This is a genomic window from Aeromonas sp. 3P (assembly GCF_051919745.1).
Classification (GTDB): Bacteria; Pseudomonadota; Gammaproteobacteria; order Enterobacterales; family Aeromonadaceae; genus Aeromonas; species Aeromonas veronii.
Window position 1 is genome coordinate 224,610 of sequence record NZ_JBQBED010000001.1, and the last position, 25,582, is coordinate 250,191.

Consider the following 25,582-nt stretch of genomic DNA (forward strand, 5'->3'; position numbering starts at 1 on the left):
CCTTAACCGATATGGGGAGGAGCAGTGACTCCTCCCTGTAATTGACGGAACGGCATGGCTGCTCAACAGATCCGCGGCAGCAGTTCCCCTTGCGGCAGCTCCAGATAGCGGCGGCTGCCCCAGGGATTGTTGAGGATCACCTTGTGGCGATCGCTTGTCTGCACCACGCCGATCTGGCTTGCTGCGGGGTTGAATTGCCGCAAGATGCCCAGTGCGTCCTGCGCCTGTTCGGCAGGCAGGGCCAGCACCATGGTCCCCTCGTTGGCGAGATCATGGGGCTCGAAACCGTAGAGCTCGCACAGGCCGCGCACCGGATCGCACACCGGAATGGCGGACTCCTCCAGCTCGATGGCCACTTGGGAGGCGCTGCTCCACTCGTTGAGCACGGCGGCAAGGCCACCGCGGGTGGCGTCGCGCAGGGCGTGAGGGGTAATCCCCGCTTTTAGCAGCGCTTCTACCTGCGGCCAGAGGGTGGTGCAGTCGCTCTTGAGATCAGATCCCAGTTGCAGGGCGTCGCGGGCCATCAGGATGCAGGCGCCGTGGCTGCCGATATCCCGCGACACCAGAATGGCGTCACCGGCCTTGAGGTTGCGTACCGAGATGCCCCGGCTCTGCTCAGGCAACGGGAAGGTGCCTACCCCACTGGTGTTGATAAAGATCTTGTCGGCCGCTCCCTTGGGCACCACCTTGGTGTCGCCGCAGACGATGCGGGCGCCGCTCTTGGCAAGCTCCGCGGCCATCGACTCGACGATGCGGGCTAGATCGGCGTAGGGGAACCCCTCCTCGATGATAAAGCTGCAGCTCAGATACTCGGGCTTGGCCCCCATCATGGCGAGATCGTTGACCGTACCGGCGATGGCCAGCTTGCCGATATCGCCCCCCTCGAAGAAGAGCGGCGAGACGGTAAAGCTGTCGGTGGTGAAGGCAACGGGGCCGCTCACCGGCAGCAGGGCGGCATCTTCACCGCGCAGCAGGATCTCGTTGCCAAAGTGGCGAAAGAATAGCTGGTTGATCAGCTGATTCATCTCGACGCCGCCGCCGCCGTGGCTTAACTGAATTTCTCTCATTGGATCCCCATATATCGGTAGTAGGCATTGCAGGCCCCTTCGGAGCTGACCATGCAGCTGCCCATGGGCTGGGTCGGGGTGCAGCCCCGGCCAAAGACTTTGCACTGGTTCGGTTTGGCCAGGCCGCGCAGGATATCGGCGCACTGGCACGCCTTGTGGTCATCGATGGGGGTCTGATCAAGCTGGAAGTGACGCTCCGCATCGCGCTTGGCGAAGGCATCGCGCAGGCGCAGGGCGGAGGCGTTGATATCCCCCAGACCTCGCCAGCGAAAGTGCTCGCGGGTCTCTAAAAAGCGCTCGACCAGCCGCTGGGCGGCTTTATTGCCGCTGGCGGTGACGGCGCGGCTGTACTGCACCTCCAGCGCATATCGACCCTCCACCTTCTGGCGCACCATCATCAAGAGCGCCTCCATCACATCCACCGGTTCGAAGCCACTCACCACCACAGGCACCTGATAGCGATCGACGATAGGCAGGTAGATATCGGCGCCGGTGATGACGCTGACGTGAGAGGGGCCGATAAAGGCGTTCACCTTGGCCACCCCGTCGGCCATCACCGCATGAATGGCGGGCGGCACCAGCACATGGTTGATATGAAACAGGAGGTTATCGACCCCTTGCTCTTCAGCGGCAGCCAGCAAGGCGGCGGTCATCGGGGTAGAGGTCTCGAAACCGATGGCGAAGAAGACCACGGTTTTTTCCGGGTTCTCTTTGGCGATACTCAGGGCATCGAGGGGGTCATAGACCGGACGGATATCGCTCCCCTTGGCCCGCTGCTGGGCCAGCGTGCCTTTGGAGCCCGGCACCCGGATCATGTGCCCCAGGGTGACCAGAATGACATTCGGTTGACTCGCCAGCTCGATGGCCTGATCGATGCGCTCTTTGGGCATGATGCAGACCGGGCAGCCGGGGCCGTGGACAAACTCGATGCTGGCGGGCAGCAGCTGGTGCAGGCCGTACTTCATGATGGTGTGGGTATGGCCGCCGCACACCTCCATCACCCGCAGCGGCTCGGGCAGATCCTTGGCCAGTTCTGTAATTTGGGCGGCGAGGGCGCGGATCACCTCGGGCTGGCGAAAGCCCTGGAACAGGTCATTCAAGGTCAGCATGGCAAGATATCCTGTTTGGGCATCAGGGCCACCATCTGGCGGAAGCTCTCGAGGCTGGCCTGCGCCTCCTCTTCGTCAATCTTGCTCATCACAAAGCCGATATGGAGCAGCACATAGTCGCCCACCTGGAGGGGCTCTTCGAGCAGCATGCAGCTGACGCGCCGCTGCACCCCCAGGGTATCGACGGTGACGCAGTTATCTTCGGGGTGCAGCTGCACCACCTGAGAGGGGATGGATAGACACATGAATTTCAGGACTCCGACAAGGTGGCACAACCGGTTGTAACAGGCTGATGCGTGGCAAGATGGTGGATGGCAAACCAGAGCTGACCGGCGGCGATGCCACCGTCATTGAGCGGCAGGGTTTCGCTGGTCAATACCTGCCGACCGGCCGCTTCGAGAGCGGGCACCAGCTCGTCCATCAGCACCCGGTTTTGAAAGACGCCGCCCCCCAGCACCACCGGATAGCCGGGGAAATGCTCGGCCAGGGCAACCACCAGATTGCTGATGGCGCGGATAAAACCGGCGGCCAGGCTGGCAGTGGCGGTGCCTTTGCACCGCTCGCTGACAAGGGTATGGATCAGCTCGGCCCACAGGATCTGCAGTGGTCCCTCCGCTGATTGGCTGAGATCAAAGGCGAGGGGGAAGGGTTGTTCGTCGGGGGTGAGCTGCAAGGCGGCAGACTCCAGCAAGAGTCCGGCCTCGCCTTCGTAATCGTGGGTATCGATCACCCCCAAGAGCGCCGCCACCGCATCAAACAGACGGCCGATGGAACTGGTATAGGGGGCGTTGCGACCAAGGTGCCAGAGTTGGTGCAGGTTGCTGCTCCGCTCGATAGGCAACTTGTTGATCAACGGAATATCGAGGGCGCTGATCTGCTCCATGCCATATGACTCAAACAGCAGCCCCAGCAGCTGGCGCACCGGCTCGCGAATGGCCGCCTCGCCACCGATCAGCTTGAAGGGCTGGAGATGGGCAACGCGCTCAAATCCGTGAACGTCTGCGATCAGCAGCTCGCCGCCCCAGAGGGTGCCGTCATCGCCAAGGCCGGTACCATCGAAGGCAACACCCAGCACCGGGCCCGTGATGCCGTGCTCGGCCATCACCCCCAGCAGGTGGGCGTGATGGTGCTGCACCTCGAGGTGGGTCGCACCCTGATCCTGGCAATAGCGTTTGGCCCACTGGTGGCTGAGGTAGCCAGGGTGGCGATCCGACACCAGCAGTTCGGGTTTGAGATCGTAGAGATCGCGAAAGGTCGTCAGGGTCTGCTCGAAGTGCTCCTGCATCGGCAGGCTGTGCAGATCGCCGATATAGGGGCTGTAGATGCGCTGGCGGCTGAAGGCGAGCGCCAGCTGGTTCTTCTGTTGAGCCCCGACAGCCAAGAGCGGCGCCTTGACCGCCTCTTTCAGGCTGGGGGTGCAGGGGGCATAGCCCCGGGCCAGCCGCAACGTCTGGCGTCGCCCGCCTGCCCACTGCACCAGACTGTCGTCACACGGGTGCAGGATGGGGCGGTTGTGATCCAGGATGCCATCAATCTCGCTGCCGAGCTCCCTGACCACCGCCTCACAGTCGATCAGGATCGGGCTGCCGCGACCATTGGCGCTGGTGGCCACCAGCGGCATGGCGCAGGCGTCCAGCAGCAGCTGATGGAGCGGGGTGTAGGGGAGCATGATGCCAAGGTAGGGGATGCCGGGGGCGATCCCCTCGGCCAGCGGCGCGGTTGCAAGTAGGGATTCTGAGAGCCGATCATCATTTTTGCGCTTGCGCAGCAAGGTGATGGGTCTGGCCTGAGAGGTGAGCAGTTGCCACTCGTCTTCGCTGCCGGTGACATGCAATTTGGCCTCGGCAAGGGAGCCCATCATCACCGCCAGCGGTTTGCGCGCGCGCCGCTTGAGTGTTCGTAATCTGGCCACACTCTGTTCATTGCGGGCATCACACATCAGGTGATAACCCCCCATCCCCTTGACCGCAATCAGCGCCCCCGCTTGCAGGGCGCTGGCAGCTGCTTGCAGGGCATCCTCGCGCTCGGCCAGCGCATCGCCGTTGCCGCTGCGCCAGGTCAGATGCGGCCCGCACTCGGGGCAGCTCACCGGCTGGGCGTGGTAGCGTCGATCCAGCGGGTTTTCATAGGCCGCCGCACAGCGCGGGCACTTGGCAAAGCCTGCCATGGCGGTGTGGGGGCGGTCGTAGGGGAGGCGGCGGATGATGGTGTAGCGCGGGCCGCAGTGGGTGCAGTTGGTAAAGGGGTAGCGATGGTGGCGATCCGCGGGGTTGGCCACGTCCCGGGCGCACGCCTCGCACATCCCCTGATCCGGCGAGATGGCGACCGTGGCGGCGCTCTGCTGCTGGCTCGCTTTAATTCGAAACTGGCTATCAAAGTCGGGATCATGAGCAAGGGGCAGCTCCCGCTCGCTGAAATGATCAATACGGCTCAGTGGCGGCGCCAGCTCCCGTAGTTCGCGGGCAAAGGCTGTGAGCTGCTCAGGCGATCCTTCGGCGCCAATGGTGACGCCGTTGGCATCGTTCAAGACATAACCGGCAAGGCCGTGGCGCAGTGCCAGCCCATAGACGAAGGGGCGAAAGCCGACCCCCTGAACGATGCCGTCGATATGAAATTCGCGGCGCAGCCGGTTGGCCACAGGATTGGCAGAGCCAGAGGGGGCGATGGTGGTGCTCATGCTGGTTCCATCTCATCTTGAGTGGTTGGCAAACGCAGCACCCGGCGCTCGTTCTCCTCGCGCCGCACCCAGCCATCCATCTCCATGCGCAGGCAGAACGGAATGGCGTATTTGCGCGACAAACCGGTGATCTCCTTGAGGGATGCCATGTCGATCAGATCTCCCACCTGCTGGCCCGCCAGCACGGCGGCGACCATCTGGTTGTAAAGCTCGGCGTCGTAGTAGATGGGGCCATCGAGCTGCACCAGATACTTGAGTCGCGCCAGGTTGCGCAGCTGCTTTTGCAGCGCGCCTTTTTGCTGCAAGCCCTGCTGCAGAACCGCGGGCAGCTTGCGGGTGATAAAGGGATCCAGCTCCACGCCGCCGGGGCCCAGTTTACCGGGCTCGTAACCCTCCTTGCCTTGATCTCGCACCACCTTGAGCACCAGCTGCGCCTCTTCCCCCAGATCATCTTCCGACTCGCCGCTGCCCGGTTGCCACTTGTCATGGTGCAGGCGGATCAGCTGCTCGCTCTTGAGCTGCTGGAGCAGGGCCTGAGTGACCGGCAGGGCGATGCCAAAGCGGGTTGCAAGCTCTGCGGCGCTAAGCGGTTCGCTGGCCAATGTAGCGAGCAGCTGGTCGCGGCTCTGGGCCAGCCAGTGGTTGTCCAGCAGCCAGTCACCGAGGGGGGTGACCTGCTCTGGCTGCTGGTCAAAGCGGCTGGCTAGCACATAGCCGTTGAGCCCCAGTTGCAGGGTGGCCGGGTTGTAGTGCTCGAGCTCATCTGGCAGCTCGCCCAGCAGGGTGTGCAGTGCCTTGCGTCTGGCGGGATGGATGTCGCCGCACCAGACGATGCGGGCGCCGTGCAGCAGTTCGCTGCTGCCGTGGCGAATGATGGCGAGCGGCTGGCCGAAGAAGCAGGGGATGGGGCTGGTAAAGATCAGCCGCGCCAGCCGGGTATCCTTGATGGGCACGAAACGGGCCCGGCCATGCCAGCTGCCAAGGGCCACTTCGATCTCCTTGTTGTGCAGAGAGGGGCGTAGCGTCTTGGTGCTCAGGCTCTCGGCGTTGAGTCGCACGATAAGGTGGGTGGCCACCTCGCACTGACCGGCGGCGCTGGTGAGGCAGTGACCGCGGGCCACCTCCTTGTGGGGCACTTTTTTAAGGCCCACCGCTACCCGGCAGACGGCACCGATCTCGTCGACGCTCTGGTGATAGGCCTGCAGGGAGCGCACCTGCACTTCCCGATCGGCGGGGTAGAGGCGCAGCTTGTCCCCCACCTTGAGGCTGCCCTGCTGCAAGGTGCCGGTAAGCACAGTGCCGGTGCCATTGGCGGTAAAGACCCGGTCTACATAGAGGCGCGGGGCGGCCTGCTCGCGAGCCGCTTGTGAAGCTGGCAGATTGGCAAGCTGGCGCACGATGGCGGCGTGCAGGGCAGCCATATTGGCGCCGGTTTTGGCGCTGACGCTGACGATGTCGGGCACCATGCCGCTCTCGTCCATCACCCGCTCCAGCAGGCTCTCTTCCAATAGCAAAAGCTCGTCGGGGGAGAGTTGATCGCACTTGTTGATGCAGACCAGCAGGCGCGGCACCCCCATCGCCTTGAGCAGGCGCAGGTGATCGCCGGTCATTGGCATCCACCCCTCGTCGGCGGCGATGACCAGCAGCACCAGATCCAGACTCCAGAGCCCCGCCACCATATTGCGGATATAGCGCTCGTGGCCGGGCACGTCGATGACGCCTATGGTGTTGCCCTGACCGTCGTCGAAGTGGGCAAAGCCGAGATCCTGGGTCATGCCGATGGCCTGCTCATGGGCACGGGCAGTGGTGATCCCGGTGAGAGCCTTGATAAGCAGGGTCTTGCCGTGATCCACGTGGCCGGCAAGACCGATAACGGCGCGATAGGGGGTCATGGGATCAAGGCTCCTCGGTCGCATTTGTTGCATTGAACGGGGCGGGCAGCAGCAACTCCCTGAGTTGGGCGATCAGCAGTTCCATCTCGGTCGGCAGCAGGGTCGCCATATTGAGCAGCACCTTCTGCTGGCGCACGGTGGCGATGACCGGCACCGGCAGTTCGCGCAAATCATCGAGCAACTGCTGGGCCGGACGCGGGTCGGTGCATTCGAGCGCTGGCGCCGGATAAAACTCGTCCGGCAGGGTGCCGCCGCCCACCACCAGTTGGGCGGGGACCGGCACAAAGCAGCCGGGCAGGGCGGCCATCAGCTGATCGGCTCTCGCCTGCATGGCGGTCGGGTTGCTTAAGGTGCGCTGGGCGATGCCTTCGCCGATGGGAGATTTGTTGAGCTTGTGGATGAGCAGGCGTTCGAGCAGGGAGTAGACGATGCGGCTCGGGCGGAAGGTGCGCATCATGGGGTGTTTTTCCAGCCGCTTGATAAGGTCGCTGCGGCCGCTGATTATGCCCGATTGCGGGCCGCCCAGCAGCTTGTCGCCGGAGTAGCAGACCAGATCCGCCCCCGCCTTGATGTACTGGCGCACCGAGGTTTCATCCGGTGCAAACTCCTCGGTGGTCAAGCCGGAGCCCTGATCCACCGCCAGCACCACCTGCTCGGGCAGGGCGCGGGCCACCTCGCCGATATCGGGGGATTCGGTAAAGCCGCGAATGGCGAAATTGGATCTGTGCACCATCAGTACCAGCGCGGTCTGATCGGTGATGGCATCGAGGTAATCTTGGGCGGTAGTGATATTGGTGGTGCCCACCTCCACCAGTTTGGCGCCGGAGAGGGCCAGAATGTCGGGGATGCGAAAGCCGCCGCCAATCTGGATCTGCTCGCCGCGCGAGACGATCACCTCGCGCCCCTTGGCCACCTCCTGTAGCAGCAAAAAGAGCGAAGCGGCGTTGTTGTTGACCACCAGCGAATCCTCGGCCTGGGTGAGGCAACGGAGCAGGGGAGCGATCAGCCCCTTGCGCCCGCCGCGCTTGCCGGTGGCGAGATCCAGCTCCAGATTGTTGTAGCCGGTGTTTAGATCCCGCACCTCGTCCCACAGATCGGCACTTAACGGCGAACGCCCCAAATTGGTATGCACCAGGGTGCCGGTGGCGTTGATCACCCGGGTTTGACGCTGGCGCAACTGCTGTTGGCAGCGTTTGGCAATCAGCGCCTCGATCTGCTCGGGGGCGACGCCGTGCTGGCGAAAATCTTCGCTCTGGCGCAGCTCGCTCAGGGTGTCGCGCACCGCCTGAGTCACCAACGGGCGGCTCAGCGCCTCGATAAACCCGGCGAGAAAAGGTTGCTGCAGCAGCTGTTCCACTTGGGGCAGACGGCGGGTTTGTTGCTGGCCGGGCTGTTGCTGAGAATCTGGCTGTGAATCGTCGGCAGCCGTACCTGATGCGGGCTGGCGGTGGAGGATGGCTGGCGCGTGAGACGAGTTCGGCATGGGATTACCAGTGCTGTGCGTGGGTTCGGGATGCGCACCGGTTTGCCGATAGAGAGGCCGAGCTGACGGGTTATGGCACTGCTGGCGATTTGCGGATGACTGCAAACTGGGTGCATCAATGAGCGGGTATAAATTAATGCTGCATCGATGCTGATAAAATAATTGTTGGCCAGCGAGATAACCTGAGTTCGGATTATATTGGCAAGCGGCAAGCACCTTTTACTAAGATATTCTTTCAAACATATTGAACAAACAATGGAAATAACATCCAAGCCAAAAAATTCAGCGGGAGAGTATTTGTTCAATAGATAAATTTGGCGGAAGAGGCAGGAATCGAACCTGCCAAAGCCTTCTCGGCTCACATCGGTTTTGAAGACCGAGGAGGCCACCAGACCCCATCAACTTCCATAACGGTCGCCATTTTGTGGCAAATTTCTGTGACTGGCAACGCTTTTTTTGTCATAAAAAAGCGAGAGTTAGCGATTTTTTGAAAAAATAAAAGAACCTTGTTTTATATCAAGTTCAGCACAATTAGCCCGATGTTTTTAATTTAACATCGGGCCTCGATCACATTGCCGGAACCGTTGGTCAATAACGGTCGTTAACAACTCGATAAATAATCACCGCTTGGCGTTGGCAATATTCCACTGATCCAGTTTATCTATTAACAGACTGGTGTCACTGGCGGCATCAAGATGCTGATAAAGATAATCCATCGCTTCACTCACCATCTCGGTCATCGGGAAAGAGAACGCCACGATGGCCGGTTGTACCCCGACAAAGATCACCTCAGGGACAAAGGTCTTGAGCTCGTCGATCAGGAAATTGAGCGGCATATTGTGGGTCGAGAAGATAAACATCTCGGCGATGGTCTCGGGGGGGATCACCTGCAGGGTCCCCGCCTTCTCGCCGATCTCGGCGGCATCCACCAGCACCACCCGATCCGGTTGCAGCTCCCGCACCTTGTAGACCACATTTTCCGGCGCGATGCCGCCGTCGATATGGATCCAGCCGGGCAGGGGGGTGGCCTGCAGCTTGTCGGCGAGATAGGGGCCGGCACCGTCGTCCCCCATCATGGCATTGCCCACGGTCAACACGAGATTGCAGCCCATCAGCGGCTCCTTACCATCAGGTACATATGGGGGTCGTTAAAGAGGGCGGTGAGCTGATCCATAAAGGTGTTGGTCCAGCCCAGCTCCTGCTCATCGAGTAGATTGTCGGCTTTGCGCAGCCGGTCGAAGGCGCAGGCCAGCATATGGCAGTGCTCGCGATAGATGGTGATCTCGCCAAAGGTGAGAAACCCCTCCATCTTGCGGCGCGCTTCACTCCCCTCTGGCAGCTTGGCTACCCAGTCGCGATAACCGATCAGCGAGCAGACCAGGTCTGCTCGCAGGCAATCGACGATGCCAAGGTGATGGCCGATGGCGAGGCTGTAGTACATCACCTCTTTGGCTTCCTCGGGCACGTCGAACTGCTCGTCGACGAACTTGCGCGAGAGGCGGTAGAAGAAAACCTCGTCAGCCATGCACCGCCTCTCCCTTGCCGGCCGCCCGGTTGAGGCAGGCGTTTGCGAGGTTGTTGACGATCTCCGAGAGGCGCGGATCGTCGTGCTGATCGAGGTAGCTCTGGATGCGCAGATCCACATCCTGCTGGGTCGCCCCTTCGAGCAGGGCCATGAATTCGTCGGCGATGATCCGCCCCTGCCGGTAACCGGCCATGCGGCGCGCTTCGCGCTCGATCATCACCCGAATTTCGTTGGGGATGCCGGTGTGGCGCAGCTCGACCCGCTCACCCGGTTGCACCTCATGGCTGGTGGCTTTGAGTTTCTGCTCAAGCAGACCGAGCGCCACGGCAAAGCCGTAGATGGTGGCCGCCGGTGTCGGAGGGCAGCCGGGGATATAGACATCTACCGGCACGATCTTGTCGGTGCCGCCCCAGACGCAGTAGAGGTCGTGGAAGATGCCGCCGTCACAGCCGCAGGCGCCGTAGGCGATGCAGATCTTGGGATCGGGCGCTGCCTCGTAGGCGCGCAGGGCTGGCACCCGCATCGCCCGGGTCACCGCGCCGGTAAAGAGCAGGATGTCGGCGTGGCGGGGGGAGGCGACCACCTTGATGCCGAAACGCTCGGCATCGAACAGCGGGGTGATGGTGGCGAAGATCTCGATCTCGCAGGCGTTGCAGCCGCCGCAATCGACCCGGTAGACATAGGCCGAGCGGCGAATGTCCTTGAGCAGGGTCTTCTTGAGTTTGGTGATCTCGGGATCCTGTGCCAGCGGCACGGCGCGGGTATGGGCATGGCCGACAACCGGTTCTATGCCTTTGATCTTGCTCATCACATCCACTCCTTTTGTGCGGCCATCGGTGTGGCTATCGGTGTGATCAGGGCCGAGTCAGGCTGGCTCAGCATGCTCTGTTTTCGTTTGCAGTCGGGGCAGTGGTGCAGCCGCTCCGGGGTCGCGAGCGGTGTGCCTGCCTGCTTGAGGGTGTCCTCCACCAGCGCCACCAGCTTGCTTGGGGCAAAGTAGGTGCCGCACAGGGTGCAGGGGGCCAGCGCGAAGCGGGCCTCCTCATAGAGGTCCGCCTTGTTGGTCACCGCCAGCTCGAACTCGGGGGAGAGGGCGATGGCGTGGGTCGGGCAGACCTCCTCGCAGCGGCCGCAGAAGATGCAGCGCGCCATGGAGATCTCCCAGCGCCGTTCGCCGGTCTCCATGTCCACTTCCATCACCAGCGCGTTGGCCGGGCAGGCCTTGGTGCAGGCGGCGCAGGCGATGCACTGATCCGCCTGATATTTCGGTTTGCCGCGAAAATCCCGGTTCACCTCGTAAGGGGCGAAGGGGTACTTGGCGGTCGGGGTGCCAGCCTTGAGGATGGTCTTGAACAGCTTGATCATGATGACCCCTTATTTCAGCGGAGAGTTTTTGCGATCGATGCCGTAGCGCTCGATCTCCTTGTAGGAGACCACGGTGGATTTGCCCTTCTTGGGGTCGACCAGGGTGACCCGGTCGGTACAGGAGTAGCAGGGATCCAGACTGCCGATGATGAGCGGCGCATCCGCCACGGTATTGCCGCGCAGCATGTAGCGCAGGGCGGGCCAGTTGGCGTAGGTGGCGGCGCGGCAGCGCCAGCGGAACAGCTTCTGGTTGTCTCCGGTCATGCTCCAGTGGACGTTCTCGCCGCGGGGCGCCTCGGTAAAGCCCAGCGCAAACTTGCCCGGCTGGTAGGTGAAGCCTTCGGTCAAAAGCGGCCCTTCCGGCAGGTGCTCAAGGCCGAACTCAATCATGTCGAGGGAGTCGTAGAGCTCGTGGATGCGCACCAGTACACGGGATTGCACGTCGCAACCCGCCTTGGTCTGGATCTCCATCGGCAGCTCGCGATAGCCGGCAAAGTCGTGGACCCGACGCACGTCGCGCTTGAAGCCGCTCGCCCGCACCATGGGGCCGACGCAGCTGAAATCGCGGGCAATTTGCGGGTCGAGCTTGCCGATACCGATGAGGCGGGAGGAGATGTTGGCGGTATCCAGCAGCATGGCCACCAGGGGTTTGAGCTCATCACGGAGCTCGCGTACCAGCTGGGCACCCTTGATGCGATCCTCCTTGAAGATGTCGCGGCGTACCCCGCCAATCAGGTTGAGGCCGTAGGTCTTGCGGGCGCCGGTGAGCAGCTCGGCCAGGGTCATGGATTTTTCCCGCACCCGGAAGAACTGCATAAAGCCGGTGTCGAAACCGGTGAAGTGGCTCGACAGACCGATGTTGAGGATATGGCTGTGCAGGCGCTCCACCTCCAGCAGCACGGCGCGGATCATCTTCGCCCGCTCCGGCACCGGAATACCCATGGCGTTCTCTACCGAGGTGGTGTAGGCGACGCTGTGGGTAAAACCGCAGATGCCGCAGACCCGGTCGGTCAGAAACGCCACTTCGTTGTAGCCCATGCGGGTTTCCGCCAGCTTCTCCATGCCGCGATGGACATAGAAGAGGCGGTAGTCGGCATCGATGATGTCTTCCCCATCAACGAACAGACGAAAGTGGCCCGGCTCGTCCGAGGTGATGTGCAGCGGGCCGACCGGCACGATGCGGTTGGCATCACTGCCCAGCTCGTTGACGAAGGGGTAGGTCTCGGTGTCGGTGGTGGGCATCGGGCGCTGGCGGTAATCCATGGCGTCCTTGCGCAGGGGATGGATATCCTCCGGCCAGTCGTCCGGCAGTACCAGACGGCGTTCGTCCGGCAGGCCGATGGCGCGCAGGCCGTACATGTCGCGGATCTCCCGCTCACCCCATACCGCCGCCGGAATGGTCGGGGTAATGGAGGGGTACTCCTGGGTATCAGCATCTACCAGCACCTTGACGGTGATCCAGCACTTGGTGTCGCCCTCCATGGAGAAGACGTGGTAGACGGCGAAGTGGCCGTTGAGGCTGCGCTCGTCATTGGCAAAGGAGAGCGGAAGCCAGCCCCCCAGCTGATGGAAGATCAGGCTGGCGGTCTCGACCAGACTGGTGGGTTTGACGGTGATGGTGGCCTGATCGGCGGTTTGCCACTCCTCGTCGACGATGGCGTGGGGTAGTTGGGCTCGCACCTGCTGGATGTAGTCGCAACCGATGCGATCCGAAATGGCGATGGTCATGCAGTTCTCACTTTAATGTTCGGGAATGAGCATTCGAAAATGATGAAATCGGAAAAAGTTGCTGTGCTGGCGGGCATGATTCAGATCCCGACCAGATAGGCGAGCAGCGCCAGCAGAGCCAGTCCCAAGCCGTAGAGGGTGAGCTTGTGGGTGCGCACGAACTGGGTACGGGCCATGGCGTTTTCGATGATGCCAGCCAGCAAAAAGGCCACCAGCAGCTTGCAGGCGAGGATCAGCGCCGCACCGATGAGTGCCGGCAGACTCCAGTTGGCCGCTTTGCCAAAGGGCAGGAAAATCACCAGAAAGAGCTGCACCACCACCAGTTGCTTGAGGCCAATGGAGAGCTTGAGCAGGGCCAGCCCCGCACCGGAATACTCGGTGAGCGGCCCCTCCTGCAGCTCCTGCTCGGCTTCGGCGCAGTCAAAGGGCAGCTTGCCCATCTCGACAAACACCGCGAAGGCGCAGGCGGCGCCGGCCAGCAGGGTGGCGATGGGCGCGGCCAGTGGCTGGGTCGCCACATAGTTGCTGATATTGCCCAGATCCGAGCTGCCCACCATCATCGCCATGATGAAGCAGGCGAGCACCAGAATGGGCTCCACCAGAATACCGAGGGTCAGTTCGCGGCGGGCACCAATACCTGCAAACATGCTGCCGCTATCCAGACCCGCCAGCGAAAAGAAGAAGCGGAAGATGGCGAACAGGTAGATGTCGGTGATGAGATCCCCGGCGATGGGGAAGGGGGACTCGTGAGTCAGGGTTGGCAGCGCCATCCCTACCAGCAAGAGGGCGGCGATGAGCAGCGCAGGCATCAGGTTGAAGATGATGCCGGCAGGCTCTGGGGTCACCTCCTGACGGCGCAGGAGCTTGGCGATATCCCGGTAATCCTGCAGCAGGCCCGGCCCCTGACGGGAGTGCATCTTGGCCCGCAGCACCCGGTTGAAACCGGTGGCGAGCGGCGCCAGCGCCAGCATGGCGATGGCCTGGGTCAGGGCGAGGGCAACCATGCCCCAGCTCGGCATTTCAAGAACAGGCATATCAGACTCCTACAGCCATCAGGATAAAGAGCGCCAGCACAAGGCCGTGCAGCAGCCAGCCGGTCGTTCCGCTGGTATCGCTCACCCCGTGCAGGGCGCTGGCCAGATCGAGCTGCGGCTGCTTGCGATAGAGCGGCGCGCAGAGTTGGCGCAAGGTGTGGGTGACACCGCCCGAGGTGAGGCTCATGCGCTCCTCATAGGCGTAACCACAAGCCCACGGGGTGCCGGCGTGACGACGACCCAGCTTGGGCCCCTTGAAGATGGCCAGTACCAGCAGCGGGATGAGGAACAGCCCCAGCAAGGTGATGGCGATAACGGGTGGGGAGAGGATCGCTTGTGAGCTGTCGAGTGGCAGCAGGGTGGCGCCAGTGGCGACACTCATCTGGCTGGCAACCAAGGCTTGGCCATAGCTGGCGATATGGGGGGCAATCCAGGGGGCGCCCAGACCCAGCACCAGACAGACAGCGGCCAGCAGCAGGGTGCCTGCCACCATGGCACCCGGCACTTCGCGGGCGTGGCTCGCTTTCTCGCTGCGCGGGGCGCCGCAGAAGCAGATGCCGTACACCTTGACGAAACACATCACCGCCATGGCGCCGGTCACCGCCAGCATCACTACCGCGAGCGGCGCAACGACCGAGGTGCCGAGCTTGGTCATGGAAAGGAGGGATTGATAGATAAACCACTCGCTGACAAAGCCGTTCAGTGGCGGCAGGGCCGAGATGGCCATGGCACCGATGAGGAACGCCAATGCAGTCCACGGCATCAGTTTGGCCAGCCCCCCCATCTTGTCCATGTCGCGGGTGTGCAGGCGGAACATCACCGAGCCGGTGCCCATAAAGAGCAGGCTCTTGAAGATGGCGTGGTTGAGCAGGTGATAGAGGGCGCCGAGCAGCCCCAGCACCACCAGTGCCGGTTGCTGGTTGGCGATACCGATCATGCCGATGCCCATCCCCATCAGGATGATGCCGATGTTCTCCACCGTGTGGTAGGCGAGCAGCCGCTTGAGATCGTGCTCGGCCAGCGCAAACAGTACCCCGAGTACTGCCGAGCAGGCACCGAAGATCAGCACCACATAGCCCCACCAGAGCTGGCTGGCGCCGAGAAAATCGATGCTGACCCGCAAAATGCCAAACAGACCCAGCTTCACCATCACGCCGGACATCAGCGCCGAGATATGGGAAGGGGCGACGGGCTCGGCCACCGGCAGCCAGCCGTGCAGCGGCACGAAACCGGCGCGCAGGCCAAAGCCGCAGAAGCTGAGCAGGAACACCAGGGATGCCAGGGCGCCCGCCAGATGGTGCTCGCGCAGGGCGGCGAACTCCAGCGAGCCGCTTTCGCGGCAGAGCAGCCAGAAGGCGATCAGCACCAGCGCCATGCCGATATGGTTCATCACCAGATAGAGGCGGCTCTGTTTGGCGGCCTCGGGGTTGGTCTTGACCAGCCAGTAGGTGGTGAGGGTCACCAGCTCGTAGCAGAGCAAGAAACCGAGCGCGTTGTCGGCCAGCACCATGCCCACCATGGCAAAGAGGAAGAGGTTCATCAGCGCGCCGATGGCCACATCCCCCTTGCCCTGATATTCGCGGATATAGGCAAAGGAGTAGAGGGCGACGGCGACGCCGACGGTACTAATCACCAGCAGCATCAGCGCGGCCAGCATGTCAAGGTGCACCGAGCCCAGCAGCCAGAGCTGGCCGTCGACGGGGGTGCCTTGGGCAAAGATCTGGATGGCGGCGACCAGACCCGCGAGCGATCCCAACAGGGCAAAGCCACTATTGAGACGGTTGGCCAGTGCGGGCAGCTTTTGCAGGAGCAAACCGGCGGCAGCGCCCAGCAAAAAGAGCAGGAGCGTAGCCATTACAAGGGGGGACAACATCAGCGAACTCCCTCTGTGGTGGATAAATCGGAGGCAGGGAGCGCCGTGGCGGGCGCCGAGAAGGCAGAGGCCCCTTGCGGGTTGGTGTCGGCCGCTTGCTGACGACGGATACGGGCGGCGCGTTCGGTGTCGCTGTCATTGACCAGCTTCAGTGCCTGGGAGGGGCAGGCACCGACACAGGCCGGGCCGTCGGCGCGAAACTCGCACAGGTCGCACTTGACGGCGATGCTGCGCACCCCCGGCTCCCAGCTCAGCAGATCCTCGCCAAAGCAGCGCAGGCCGGCGGAGGTGGAGGGGTTGCTGGAGCGGATGGAGCAGGGGATATAGGTGTCGTAACTGGTGGCCACGGCCACCGGACGGCTGCCGCTGCTCTGGATAGCGCCAAAGGGGCAGGCCACAGCGCAGAGATTGCAGCCGATGCAGAGCGACTCGTTGAGTTGCACGCAATCGCCGGTTTGGCGAATTGCCTCGACCGGGCACACCTTGATGCAGGGGGCATCGTCACAGTGACGGCACTGAACCGGCATGGTCGCCTGCTCGTGTCGCATAACGGTTAAACGGGGGGCTTGCTGCAAACCTTGCGCCTTGTGTACCTCGCTGCAGGCCGCCATACAGGTGCCACAGCCGATACAAAGCTTGGGGTCAGCGATAACGAAGCGGTTCATAGCCTACCTTGTCGTGTCGCGAACGGAGAAAGTAGGAGCTGGTTGGCAAAATACGGGCCAGATTGTTCGCTGGCGTGAAATTGATTTTAACTTGCTGTTTTTAAATGATTTTAAATTCTTTGTCGCGAGGTGGTACCGAGATTGTGCGGTGTCGAAGTGTGACGTTCGTCACTTGTGACGAACCATGACACTGATGCCACGAATAGTGATGTGCAATGAGAGGCGGGATTGGCAGCATTCTCAGACCATTAGTGATTTTTATATTAACTTTTTGTTTTATAGGGGATTTTTAGAAAAATGCAGAGCTTCATCACAAACTGAGTCGATTAGATATTAACTTAACCGGTTAACCTGTTAAACTGTGTTCATAGTGAAGAGACAGACTGACAGCATGACGATATGGCACCGATAGTTTTACCCAATTTAGCGCTGAGGTTGTGAGCTAAATAGCATTTATGGTGTTTTACGTATCCAGCGGATGTTTTGAGCGCAGCACGTAGGGTATCGAGACTTTTCTTTGCCTAACCAGATAGTTTAATATTATTAAATATGAGAAGTCACTTTGTATGAGGTCAGTAAATGTCTAGCAGTTTAAAGTATTTGACTATCAAGAACGACTTGATACAAGAAATAAATGAAGGGAAATATACTCCCGGACAAAAATTTTATAGCGAAGCAGAATTAAAATTAAAATATGGTGTCAGTTCAGCAACAGTGATAAAAGCCATCCATGAACTGGTCAATGAGGGTTTTTTATTTAGACAGCAAGGAAAAGGTACTTTTATTTCCAAGTCTAAAAGAAACAAGCATGTGTTGGTTTCAGAGAGTGATCTGAGTGTCAAGTTGAACAAATCACAAGTAACATTGATTGATGTTGAGAAAGAGGCGTCTGAGTCGATTAACAAAATATTGAATAGAGCATTCGATTCTTATTTTTATAAGATTGTAAGATTGAAGTCAGATAATGATATTCCCTATGCAGTGCAGACCTCGTACATACCAGAAAACTATTTAGACACAAAGAAACTGGCTGAAAAAAGTGGGTATTTATCATTGTACGAGCATCTGGCAGAGTTTAATAAAATTGACATGTACTCGATGCCATTCACTGAAGAGGTAACGGTAGTTAGTAACGTTGATGTTCATATAGCTAAAGCTCTGTCCATCCCAGAGGGAAGTGCCGTAGTTAAAATATTAAGAACTACCTATAAAACATCTGGTGAAATTATCGAGTATATCGAGACATTTAAAAGAGTTGAGTCATTCTATTTAAAATTTGAATCGGTAAGAGGAGCAGGAAGTGGAAATACTGTTGATATCTCATGATGGTATCGCGAGTGGAGCAAAAAAGTCAGCTGAACTCATTTTAGGTCCGCAAGAAAATCTACATGTTATTGAGTTAACCGCAGTTGGTGGTGTTGGTGGATTTGCTACTGAACTAATTCAATACCTCTCTAGCAAAACAAAAGAAAGTCAGAACGTAATTATCATTTCAGATTTGAAAAATGGGTCGCCATACAATACTGCTGTATCATATATCATTAATAATGATCTGGCTGATAAAGTCTCATTGCTCACAGGCATGAATCTAAATATGGTATTGGAAACCATTATGCTGGATGGTGATAGCGTGACTGGTATTGAACTGAATACCGTTATTGGTACGGCCATAGATGGAATTTCTATGATGCAACCAAGCGATTATAATACAGCAATCTCTACAGGTGATGAATAACATGCTTGAACATATAGAAATGTGGCAAATATTGCTATTGACTGCATATTCTGCCCTGGCTATTTATGATGGTAATAACACAACCTTTGGTCTTGTTAAACCGACCATGGCTGGATTTTTTGCCGGCGTCATTATGGGCGATATTCAAACAGGTTTGATGGTAGGTGGTACATTGAACCTGCTGGTACTGGGTGTCGGTAACTTTGGTGGAGCATCAATACCTGATTATATGACTGGCGCACTGCTTGGCACCGCATTCGCTGTGATGAGCGGTAAAGGCGCTGAGTTTGGTGCCACTATTGCAATCCCGATCGGCCTGCTAATGGTGCAATTAGATGTTTTGGCTCGCTTTACCAATACCTTTATTCAGAATAAAGCCGAGCGACTTATTGCAAATGGCGAGCCATGTAAAGCGGCGAAAATGAACTTGCTAGGGATCATTCCCACCTCGCTGTCCCGTATGATTCCTGTTTTCTTGGCTTTGTCGTTAGGATCTGTGTTTGTTAATGATATCGTCTCCTACATCCCTGAGGCGATTATGAATGGCCTGAAAGTAGCCGGTGGAATGTTGCCTGCGTTGGGTATTGCCATTCTGTTAAGATATTTGCCAATTAAAAAGAACATGTCTTTTTTGATCATTGGTTTCTTTTTGTCTGCCTATTTGTCTGTACCTGTGTTAGGGGTTGCATTAGTTGGTGTGGCTATCGCCATAGCATATTTCAACAGCAATGATGATGTTATTCAAGCAACCACTAATGTACAAAATGAGGTTATGGGTGATGAATAAAATAATAAATAAAGTATTTTGGCGCTGGTTCTTTTTTGGTCAGGCTGGTTGGAACTATAAAACAATGCAAGGCTTGGGGTACCTCTATAGCATTATCCCATTTCTAAAACATAAGTATAAATCCAAAAAAGAACTGGTTTCTGCTGCTGATAATCATGTCCAGTTTTTTAATTGTAATAACACGATGGCAGCATCAATTTTGGGTGTTAATATCGCGCTGGAAAATGATATTGGCACTGAAGGAAAAGATGCAATTACATCGACCAAGATGGGTTTGATGGGACCGTTGGCCGGGATTGGAGATACCCTCTTTTTTGTTATCCCGACGACAATTTGTGGTTCCATTGCATCATATCTGGCACTACAAGGTAATCCTCTGGGATTGTTGCTGTGGCCAGCCTTTGGTTTGATTCGTTTAATGTTCATGCGCTATAGCCTCAAAGTCGGTTATAACGAAGGGGTTAAACTGGTAGGGCAACTTAGCACCAAACTAAATAAAATCACAAAATCAGCAAATATATTGGGATTAACTGTCGTTGGTGCTCTTATTCCGACGGTGGTGAAAGCCAAGTTGAGCTTTGAGTTTAGTTATGGCGATGTTTCACTGAAACTGCAAAATATTGCTGATCAACTGATGCCCGGCTTGATGCCCTTGTTTGTGGTACTGCTGACCTATTGGCTATTAGGCCTGAAAGGCATGAACTCAACCAAAGTGATTTTCATTCTGATGTTCTTTGGTATCGTTACTTATAATCTTGGCATTTTTTAATCTCAAACAGGTAATAATATGAAAGGCATCGCACATATCCGCATTGATGATAGATTGATTCATGGTCAAGTCGCTACACGCTGGGTCAGCTATTATTCTGCCAACAGAATCATGGTGATCGATGATCAAGTAGCAAGCAATGATGTTGAAAAGAACATATTAAGAATGGCCGCACCTGCTGGGGTTCATACATCCATCATCTCTACCCAGACAGCCATAGAGAATATATCTGCAGGTAAATATGCTGGTCAGCAAGTGTTGGTATTGGTAAAGCATCCAGGCGTAATAAAAAAACTAGTAGATGCAGGCCTTGACATTAAAGAGTTCAATATCGGGAACATGTCCAACCGTCCCGAGACCACGCAAGTGAAGCGTTCCATTAGTGTCACCCATGCTGAAAAACTCGACATACTGGATTTGATTAATCGAGGTATCAAGATCACTGCCAGAATGGTTCCTGATGATGGTGAAGAACTTATTACATCATTTACTAGTAATTTCTGGACTGCATCATGAGCCATCTTGTTGAGTTTAAGAATAATATTTTTAGCATCATTGACAAGATTAGTGAGACCCAAACTGAGCAAATTGAATGTGCTGCTGAAATTTTCAAAAACACGGTCAAGAATAAAGGCATTATTTATGCTATCGGTAGCGGCCACTCATTTGCAGGTGCTATAGAGTTTGCTGGTCGAGCTGGGGGATTTGTAAATACCAGGGCATTGGATAACTTTTATGGCCATAGTGGCTGGTTTGAAAATGTTGAGGGGGTTGGAGATGTTTTTGCCTCTCTCCTTGATCTTCAACAACACGATGCCTTTGTCATAATTTCTAACTCTGGCAATAAAGCATTGCAGGTTGAATTGGCACAAAAACTAAAAAGCGCAGGCATCAAGATAATTGCCATTGTTAACAGGAAAGATGCTGATAAGTCCATTGCAAAGCACTCAAGTGGTCTAAAGCTTGCTGATCTTGCTGATGTAGTTATCGACAACTGCTGTTTTAAAGGTGATTGCTCAATTGAAATTCCGGAATCTGAATTAAAAATTGGGCCTACTTCATCGCTCGCTGTCGCATATATAGCAAACTGTATATCAATTCGAGCTACAGAATTGGTTTGTGCAGCTGGTATTTCTGTTCCAATTTTACGGTCTATTAATCAACCTGGTGGCAATGAGTATAATTTAGAACTATTGAGTGAATACAGAAGTCGAGTGTTTACTATCTAGAGACTTTCAAAATGAAAAAGCTAAATAGTGCTCAGTTTGATGCCTTGACTCCAATTACTGATGTGGAAGTCAAAGATGAGTTGAGATGGGCTTGTCATAAGATTAAAACCCTTGCAATAAAGATGGGTGACAAGTTTCCTTCAGCTTGTGCTGTTAATAACAGGTATTTGCTAAAAGAGAACAACGATTGGACCAATGGATTTTGGACCGGCATGTTGCTCATCGCATATGAGTTTACTGGCGATGTGTTTTTTAAAAACAAGTTGCAAGAAATAATCGATAGCTTTGTGTCCAGATTGACGAATCATGTTGTATTGGATCACCATGATATCGGCTTTCTTTACAGCCTGTCATTGCTTGCTGCCAAGCAGGTCTTTAAAACTGAAGAGTTCGACTCCGCCATTGTATTGGCAGCCGACAAGTTGCTTGCCAGATATCACTCTGATGCTAAATTTATTCAAGCTTGGGGGGGGATGGATAATGATCAAGAATATCGACTCATCATCGATTCATTGATTAACTTACCACTGTTATATCGGGCTCACGAAATATCAGGTGATGATAATTACGCTAGCGTAGCAGTGAATCACTTCAAGCGAGTGACTGAAAATATCTTCAGAGAAGATAATTCAAGTTATCATACCTATTTTTTTGACCGAGTCAGTAAGTTGCCGCTGAAAGGTGAAACATTTCAGGGCTATAGTGACTCATCATGCTGGGCCCGTGGTCAGGCATGGGCTCTGCTAGGGTTGCCATTAACTTATAAGTATCATCCAGAACTGGTTAATAGTGAAAAATATACGGCAGTATGTGAGTACTTTTTCTCACATTTGCCTGCAGATGGCATTCCATATTGGGATCTCCATTTTAAGGCTGAGAATAATCAACCCAGAGACAGCTCAGCATTGTCAATTGCCATCTGTGGGCTGCTTGAAGCGAGCAAGTTATTTGAGCATGCAGATTACCAGCATATCTCTCGAAAATTACTGAAATGCCTCAGTGACCACATGACATCGAGAGATGATGAGGATTGTGACGGGTTATTGAAACATGGTGTCTATGCCTTTGCGCTAGGCAAAGGCCAGGGCGGGAGCGCACTTTGCTTGATTTTCAACCAAAGAATAACTGTGCCCGATAATCATCGTCCCAGCCCGCTCTTTTCAACTTGTTTCGCTGGCTTGGCGCGCCACATTGACTCTGAGTGAGAATGTTCATCACGAATCGTCGAAACAGGGCCATATTCTCCACGGCATCCTCCATGGCTATCCGGGACGCATCCTCACCAAACACCACGTCCAGAATGTAGTGCTGACTGTTTTCTATCCGCCAATGCTGCCGGATATAGTGACCCAGCAGCTTATGTTTGTGAGACAGTGAACTGACATAGTAGGACGTATCCACCGTGCCTTTCCCGTTGATAGTCCGGTGCCGTTCAACGGCGATAATGCTGCGAATCGTCGGCCATTTTGCGGCCAGCTCAGGCGGTAACTTGGCCTTCAACTGAAACACATAGCGCGCTTCTTCCCGGCCATGGCCGCACTCTTTGTGCTCGACCACGACCTTCTCTTTTCCCGCATCGAACAGCGCCTGAAATTGGGACTGCACCGCCTGACGCAGCAAGGGCTGATTGTGTTTCACCTGCACCACCACATGGGCATTTTTCTCACTGATTTTCTCCAGTGTCTCGCGCTGGCAATGCAGTGCATCCAGGGTGACTACCGCCCCTTTCAAGTTGAGGACATCCAGCATCGCCTTGACGGTGCCGAGTTCGCCACGCTTGGAGGGGGTGACTTTTTGGCTAAGCACCAGCCCATTTTCGGTGTCATAAGCGGTGACGAGTTGCAGCGCCTGCTTGGCATCATTGCGATAGGCCCCGCGCAACACTTTGCCATCGAATGCGATGAGGGGCTTGCCGCTGTGGGTGCGGCGCTCATTGACCCAACCGAGTAAGGCTTCGAGCAAGGACTCGACGACGATGGTCCGTAGGATGCGAGCGATGGTATGACGACGCGGAATGCCATGAGTAAAGGGGCGATATAAGCGCAACCAATCGACTTTCGACTCGCCGAAGGTCTGGATATCACGCCAGCCCTCAGCTCCGGCCATGATGGCGCTGATGACGAGGAACATCACGTCCACCAAATCATGCTTGCGGTTGATATCTGAACGGGTTTCTTCAACGAGAGTGAGATGTTCAATGAGTGTCATGGCTTGAGCTCCTCTGGACTAGGGGAGCGATTAGATCACAGACGATCTGCCAGTTCAAAGTTTGTTAACAAAGTGCGATCCCGCCCTGAGGCAAAGGCATAGATGAATGTAACGTATGGGGGGACTACTATTATATGGAAGCCCTGTATCGAGTTTATTCAAATCAATGGCGAACTTATTGGTAATGAAAATGCAAGATACATTTTTTAATTGCGTAATGAAGAGCTTGTCAACCATTCATGAATCACAGCGTCAGATTATTGCTGATATTGCTAGAAAACTGTCAGATAAAGTTTGTGATAATGGCATAATTTATATCTTTGGCTGTGGCCATTCACATATCTTTGCTGAGGATGTTTTTTATCGGGCTGGCGGGATTGCCTGTGTGCGGCCAATTTTTATTGAGCCGTTGATGTTGCATGAAGGTGCCGCAAGATCGTCATACTTGGAGAAGCAAGAAGGGTATATCACAGAGCAATTATCGGCATATAATATTACTGATAAAGATGCGCTGATTGTTATATCTACTTCTGGTATTAATCCTGCTCCAGTGGAAGCAATTAGCTGGGCAAAATCGTATGGTGCATTGACGATAGGAATTACCAGCTATCAGTATTGTGATACGCAATCATCTCGACACTCTTCCGGGAAAAACCTAAGAGATGTGGCTTGCATCACGATTGATAATAATGTTCCTATTGGTGATGCAATTTTGAATCACGGTGATTGTACATCGTTCACACCAATATCATCGATTAATGGTATATATATCATTCAGTCATTGTTTTCTGAATTAATAAAAGAGATGGCTGATGCTGGTATAAATCCTCCAGTATTTAAAAGTGGCAACATTTCAGGTTCGTCCGAGCATAATAAATTACTTCTGAAACGGTATAAAGACAAAGTTCCAGAGTTAACCGCTAATAATTAAAATATCCTCTAAAGGTGACAAGCTATGAAAGGAAAGGTTTTTACTCCAACCTTGATTATGTTGGGGCTGATGTCCGTATATGGAAATGCTAACGCCAGTGCTGTCAGCGATGATTTTCAAAAGGCATTTATTAATGACTCAAGGCTAAGTCTCAATAGTGCTTTGTATTTTAGACATCGTGATGTTAAGGATGCTAATACAGGTTCATATTCAGCTGATGGCTCTCAGGGCGGCATTAAGAACCAGACTGCCAATATCGCGCTTGACTTTAATGGTGGCTATTATAAAGACATTATTGGTTTGGACTTTATGGCTGCCAGCAATATCAAGCTGGGATCGTCGGTAGGTCAATCTGAAATCCTGCTTTATGATTACGATTGCAAAGGTGATGGTACATTAAATCCTTGTGAGAGCAGTTATGCTGCTATCCCCATTGCTGCGTTAAAGGCAAAGTATGGTGATGACAATGTTTTGTTTAAAATGTCAGGTGGATATACAACGATAAACTCAGGTACTATCAAGAATAGCTGGGGCCTAAACCCTCATGCCTATCGTGGTATTGATAGCGCACTGGCATTGTATAACTGGAAGTTGACATATGCGTGGGCAGATCAATTCAGAAATGATTGGACAGATTCTTTCCATGATATGACGAATACCTGGCACCAGAATGAAGCATCAAATCTTAGTGGTGTTAAACCAGGACAGATTATTGACTATATTCATTCGGCGGGCATTTCATATAATACCGGTGACACCTTGTATGACCTGGCATATGGTGAAGGTGAAGGTTATCGGAAGAACTGGCATCTGTTGGTGACAGATAATCATAAGTTTGATAATGGTGCGGTTCTGACTTCCACTGGCTATTACCAGGGCGGTAAATATCTTGAGGAAAAATCCAACGTTAAAGATCCATCACTGGAGTACTATGTTGGTGCTGGCCTCTCACTTGCCAAAGATAACGTGACATATTTTACTGGATATAGCCAAAATAAATCAGAATCAACTAAGGATTACAATTTTAGATTGACACCATGGGCTAACTCTGACAAACGAGATTTCCAGCAAACATTATCCTCATTAGAAGATTATAATGTGGCAGGAGCGAAAGCTGTTAAGGTTGGCATCAAATATAACATGCTCGATTTTGGCCTCCCGAATCTAACACTTGGTACGTCCGCAAACTATGCATGGCACGTGGTATCTGATGTGTCGAAAGTAAAAGAGCAGAGAACTTATGATGGCACCATGCAGTCATTGGATTTTTTGATCACCTATAAATTTAATGCGGGTGCAGTGAAGGATATCAATATGACGGTACTGCCGGCACTGTTCAGGTCTAAAGACACCAACGCCAAGCAAGACAGAAATGATATCAGAGTTATTTTTACTCACTCTTTGAGCCTGTTGAACTAATGCATTCTATATGAGAGTTGATAGCTGATGGCGCTACATGATGAATGTACACCTACATGACTGATAGCCCATCGGCTATATCATCA

24 protein-coding genes and 1 tRNA gene are annotated in these 25,582 nt (G+C 55.1%); 9 read left to right on the forward strand and 16 right to left on the reverse strand.

Going from position 1 to position 25,582, the window contains the following annotated elements; genetic code table 11:
- Positions 1-62 precede the first annotated feature (62 nt).
- From hypE to ACTG19_RS01055, 15 genes are all read right to left on the reverse strand, one after another.
- The gene (gene hypE, locus ACTG19_RS00985; protein WP_439988595.1) at positions 63-1,067 is read right to left on the reverse strand and encodes a hydrogenase expression/formation protein HypE; all 1,005 of its coding nucleotides are present in this window, start codon (positions 1,065-1,067) and stop codon (positions 63-65) included.
- Positions 1,064-2,176 carry a hydrogenase formation protein HypD gene (gene hypD, locus ACTG19_RS00990; RefSeq protein ID WP_439988596.1) on the reverse strand — a complete coding sequence of 371 codons (1,113 nt, stop codon included), beginning with the start codon at positions 2,174-2,176 and terminating at the stop codon, positions 1,064-1,066. The genes hypE and hypD overlap by 4 nt, the downstream gene beginning before the upstream one ends.
- Positions 2,170-2,421, reverse strand: a complete 252-nt coding sequence (locus ACTG19_RS00995) for a HypC/HybG/HupF family hydrogenase formation chaperone (RefSeq protein ID WP_040065728.1) — start codon at positions 2,419-2,421, stop codon at positions 2,170-2,172. The genes hypD and ACTG19_RS00995 overlap by 7 nt, the downstream gene beginning before the upstream one ends.
- Before the next feature lie 5 nt (positions 2,422-2,426).
- Positions 2,427-4,853, reverse strand: coding sequence for a carbamoyltransferase HypF (hypF, locus tag ACTG19_RS01000; RefSeq protein ID WP_439988597.1), 2,427 nt, complete (start codon positions 4,851-4,853; stop codon positions 2,427-2,429).
- Positions 4,850-6,745, reverse strand: coding sequence for a selenocysteine-specific translation elongation factor (gene selB / locus ACTG19_RS01005; protein WP_439988598.1), 1,896 nt, complete (start codon positions 6,743-6,745; stop codon positions 4,850-4,852). Before selB ends, hypF begins: the two co-directional genes overlap by 4 nt.
- Positions 6,746-6,749: 4 nt before the next feature.
- Complete coding sequence (gene selA, locus ACTG19_RS01010) at positions 6,750-8,228, reverse strand: L-seryl-tRNA(Sec) selenium transferase (RefSeq protein ID WP_439988599.1); 1,479 nt, start codon at positions 8,226-8,228, stop codon at positions 6,750-6,752.
- 315 nt (positions 8,229-8,543) lie between these two features.
- Positions 8,544-8,635 (reverse strand) — tRNA-Sec (locus tag ACTG19_RS01015).
- Positions 8,636-8,848: 213 nt separating this feature from the next.
- Positions 8,849-9,340, reverse strand: a complete 492-nt coding sequence (gene hycI / locus ACTG19_RS01020; RefSeq protein ID WP_439988600.1) for a hydrogenase maturation peptidase HycI — start codon at positions 9,338-9,340, stop codon at positions 8,849-8,851.
- Positions 9,340-9,753 (reverse strand): formate hydrogenlyase maturation HycH family protein, encoded by a 414-nt coding sequence (locus tag ACTG19_RS01025; protein ID WP_040065718.1) that lies wholly within the window; start codon positions 9,751-9,753, stop codon positions 9,340-9,342. Before ACTG19_RS01025 ends, hycI begins: the two co-directional genes overlap by 1 nt.
- Complete coding sequence (locus ACTG19_RS01030; RefSeq protein ID WP_005333324.1) at positions 9,746-10,561, reverse strand: NADH-quinone oxidoreductase subunit B family protein; 816 nt, start codon at positions 10,559-10,561, stop codon at positions 9,746-9,748. Before ACTG19_RS01030 ends, ACTG19_RS01025 begins: the two co-directional genes overlap by 8 nt.
- Positions 10,561-11,118 (reverse strand): formate hydrogenlyase complex iron-sulfur subunit, encoded by a 558-nt coding sequence (locus tag ACTG19_RS01035; protein WP_219280463.1) that lies wholly within the window; start codon positions 11,116-11,118, stop codon positions 10,561-10,563. The genes ACTG19_RS01030 and ACTG19_RS01035 overlap by 1 nt, the downstream gene beginning before the upstream one ends.
- Positions 11,119-11,127: 9 nt before the next feature.
- A complete protein-coding gene (locus ACTG19_RS01040) occupies positions 11,128-12,846 on the reverse strand; it encodes a hydrogenase large subunit (RefSeq protein ID WP_017784116.1) in 1,719 nt (572 codons plus the stop codon).
- 80 nt (positions 12,847-12,926) lie between these two features.
- A complete protein-coding gene (locus ACTG19_RS01045) occupies positions 12,927-13,880 on the reverse strand; it encodes a respiratory chain complex I subunit 1 family protein (RefSeq protein ID WP_439988601.1) in 954 nt (317 codons plus the stop codon).
- A 1-nt stretch (position 13,881) separates the two neighbouring features.
- Positions 13,882-15,753 carry a hydrogenase 4 subunit B gene (gene hyfB, locus ACTG19_RS01050; RefSeq protein WP_439988602.1) on the reverse strand — a complete coding sequence of 624 codons (1,872 nt, stop codon included), beginning with the start codon at positions 15,751-15,753 and terminating at the stop codon, positions 13,882-13,884.
- Positions 15,753-16,418, reverse strand: coding sequence for a 4Fe-4S dicluster domain-containing protein (locus tag ACTG19_RS01055; RefSeq protein ID WP_439988603.1), 666 nt, complete (start codon positions 16,416-16,418; stop codon positions 15,753-15,755). The genes hyfB and ACTG19_RS01055 overlap by 1 nt, the downstream gene beginning before the upstream one ends.
- 579 nt (positions 16,419-16,997) lie before the next feature.
- Between ACTG19_RS01055 and ACTG19_RS01060 the strand changes: the two genes are divergently transcribed.
- Genes ACTG19_RS01060 through ACTG19_RS01090 form a run of 7 tightly spaced genes read left to right on the forward strand, consistent with a single transcriptional unit; the run spans position 16,998 to position 22,143 of the window.
- Positions 16,998-17,744 carry a GntR family transcriptional regulator gene (locus ACTG19_RS01060; protein WP_439988604.1) on the forward strand — a complete coding sequence of 249 codons (747 nt, stop codon included), beginning with the start codon at positions 16,998-17,000 and terminating at the stop codon, positions 17,742-17,744.
- Positions 17,719-18,153, forward strand: a complete 435-nt coding sequence (locus tag ACTG19_RS01065) for a PTS sugar transporter subunit IIA (RefSeq protein ID WP_074045201.1) — start codon at positions 17,719-17,721, stop codon at positions 18,151-18,153. The genes ACTG19_RS01060 and ACTG19_RS01065 overlap by 26 nt, the downstream gene beginning before the upstream one ends.
- 1 nt (position 18,154) lies before the next feature.
- Entirely contained in the window at positions 18,155-18,940 is a 786-nt protein-coding gene (locus ACTG19_RS01070) for a PTS mannose/fructose/sorbose/N-acetylgalactosamine transporter subunit IIC (RefSeq protein WP_005351531.1), read from the forward strand.
- The gene (locus ACTG19_RS01075) at positions 18,933-19,709 is read left to right on the forward strand and encodes a PTS system mannose/fructose/sorbose family transporter subunit IID (RefSeq protein ID WP_224970192.1); all 777 of its coding nucleotides are present in this window, start codon (positions 18,933-18,935) and stop codon (positions 19,707-19,709) included. Before ACTG19_RS01070 ends, ACTG19_RS01075 begins: the two co-directional genes overlap by 8 nt.
- 18 nt (positions 19,710-19,727) lie before the next feature.
- On the forward strand, positions 19,728-20,225 hold the full coding sequence (locus ACTG19_RS01080) for a PTS sugar transporter subunit IIB (protein WP_224969990.1): 498 nt from the start codon (positions 19,728-19,730) through the stop codon (positions 20,223-20,225).
- Complete coding sequence (locus ACTG19_RS01085; RefSeq protein WP_005345238.1) at positions 20,222-20,938, forward strand: sugar isomerase domain-containing protein; 717 nt, start codon at positions 20,222-20,224, stop codon at positions 20,936-20,938. Before ACTG19_RS01080 ends, ACTG19_RS01085 begins: the two co-directional genes overlap by 4 nt.
- Before the next feature lie 11 nt (positions 20,939-20,949).
- Complete coding sequence (locus ACTG19_RS01090) at positions 20,950-22,143, forward strand: glycoside hydrolase family 88 protein (RefSeq protein WP_439988605.1); 1,194 nt, start codon at positions 20,950-20,952, stop codon at positions 22,141-22,143.
- Here ACTG19_RS01090 and ACTG19_RS01095 read toward each other — a convergent pair.
- Positions 22,049-23,146: an ISAs1 family transposase gene (locus ACTG19_RS01095; RefSeq protein WP_439988606.1), complete on the reverse strand. Its 1,098-nt coding sequence runs from the start codon at positions 23,144-23,146 to the stop codon at positions 22,049-22,051. The genes ACTG19_RS01090 and ACTG19_RS01095 overlap by 95 nt on opposite strands.
- A 184-nt stretch (positions 23,147-23,330) precedes the next feature.
- Between ACTG19_RS01095 and ACTG19_RS01100 the strand changes: the two genes are divergently transcribed.
- Together ACTG19_RS01100 and ACTG19_RS01105 are read left to right on the forward strand one after the other, a co-directional pair.
- Positions 23,331-24,077, forward strand: coding sequence for an SIS domain-containing protein (locus ACTG19_RS01100; RefSeq protein WP_421276791.1), 747 nt, complete (start codon positions 23,331-23,333; stop codon positions 24,075-24,077).
- Positions 24,078-24,101: 24 nt separating this feature from the next.
- Positions 24,102-25,496, forward strand: coding sequence for an OprD family outer membrane porin (locus ACTG19_RS01105; protein ID WP_224969993.1), 1,395 nt, complete (start codon positions 24,102-24,104; stop codon positions 25,494-25,496).
- Positions 25,497-25,582: the final 86 nt, after the last annotated feature.

Excerpts from the sequence above, each read along its gene's own strand:
- hypE (WP_439988595.1), bottom strand. The coding sequence starts at position 1,067 with ATGAGAGAAATTCAGTTAAGCCACGGCGGCGGCGGCGTCGAGATGAAT.
- hypD (WP_439988596.1), bottom strand. The coding sequence starts at position 2,176 with ATGCTGACCTTGAATGACCTGTTCCAGGGCTTTCGCCAGCCCGAGGTG.
- ACTG19_RS00995 (WP_040065728.1), bottom strand. The coding sequence starts at position 2,421 with ATGTGTCTATCCATCCCCTCTCAGGTGGTGCAGCTGCACCCCGAAGAT.
- hypF (WP_439988597.1), bottom strand. The coding sequence starts at position 4,853 with ATGAGCACCACCATCGCCCCCTCTGGCTCTGCCAATCCTGTGGCCAAC.
- selB (WP_439988598.1), bottom strand. The coding sequence starts at position 6,745 with ATGACCCCCTATCGCGCCGTTATCGGTCTTGCCGGCCACGTGGATCAC.
- selA (WP_439988599.1), bottom strand. The coding sequence starts at position 8,228 with ATGCCGAACTCGTCTCACGCGCCAGCCATCCTCCACCGCCAGCCCGCA.
- hycI (WP_439988600.1), bottom strand. The coding sequence starts at position 9,340 with ATGGGCTGCAATCTCGTGTTGACCGTGGGCAATGCCATGATGGGGGAC.
- ACTG19_RS01025 (WP_040065718.1), bottom strand. The coding sequence starts at position 9,753 with ATGGCTGACGAGGTTTTCTTCTACCGCCTCTCGCGCAAGTTCGTCGAC.
- ACTG19_RS01030 (WP_005333324.1), bottom strand. The coding sequence starts at position 10,561 with ATGAGCAAGATCAAAGGCATAGAACCGGTTGTCGGCCATGCCCATACC.
- ACTG19_RS01035 (WP_219280463.1), bottom strand. The coding sequence starts at position 11,118 with ATGATCAAGCTGTTCAAGACCATCCTCAAGGCTGGCACCCCGACCGCC.
- ACTG19_RS01040 (WP_017784116.1), bottom strand. The coding sequence starts at position 12,846 with ATGACCATCGCCATTTCGGATCGCATCGGTTGCGACTACATCCAGCAG.
- ACTG19_RS01045 (WP_439988601.1), bottom strand. The coding sequence starts at position 13,880 with ATGCCTGTTCTTGAAATGCCGAGCTGGGGCATGGTTGCCCTCGCCCTG.
- hyfB (WP_439988602.1), bottom strand. The coding sequence starts at position 15,753 with ATGTTGTCCCCCCTTGTAATGGCTACGCTCCTGCTCTTTTTGCTGGGC.
- ACTG19_RS01055 (WP_439988603.1), bottom strand. The coding sequence starts at position 16,418 with ATGAACCGCTTCGTTATCGCTGACCCCAAGCTTTGTATCGGCTGTGGC.
- ACTG19_RS01060 (WP_439988604.1), top strand. The coding sequence starts at position 16,998 with ATGTCTAGCAGTTTAAAGTATTTGACTATCAAGAACGACTTGATACAA.
- ACTG19_RS01070 (WP_005351531.1), top strand. The coding sequence starts at position 18,155 with ATGCTTGAACATATAGAAATGTGGCAAATATTGCTATTGACTGCATAT.
- ACTG19_RS01075 (WP_224970192.1), top strand. The coding sequence starts at position 18,933 with ATGAATAAAATAATAAATAAAGTATTTTGGCGCTGGTTCTTTTTTGGT.
- ACTG19_RS01080 (WP_224969990.1), top strand. The coding sequence starts at position 19,728 with ATGAAAGGCATCGCACATATCCGCATTGATGATAGATTGATTCATGGT.
- ACTG19_RS01085 (WP_005345238.1), top strand. The coding sequence starts at position 20,222 with ATGAGCCATCTTGTTGAGTTTAAGAATAATATTTTTAGCATCATTGAC.
- ACTG19_RS01090 (WP_439988605.1), top strand. The coding sequence starts at position 20,950 with ATGAAAAAGCTAAATAGTGCTCAGTTTGATGCCTTGACTCCAATTACT.
- ACTG19_RS01095 (WP_439988606.1), bottom strand. The coding sequence starts at position 23,146 with ATGACACTCATTGAACATCTCACTCTCGTTGAAGAAACCCGTTCAGAT.
- ACTG19_RS01100 (WP_421276791.1), top strand. The coding sequence starts at position 23,331 with ATGAAAATGCAAGATACATTTTTTAATTGCGTAATGAAGAGCTTGTCA.
- ACTG19_RS01105 (WP_224969993.1), top strand. The coding sequence starts at position 24,102 with ATGAAAGGAAAGGTTTTTACTCCAACCTTGATTATGTTGGGGCTGATG.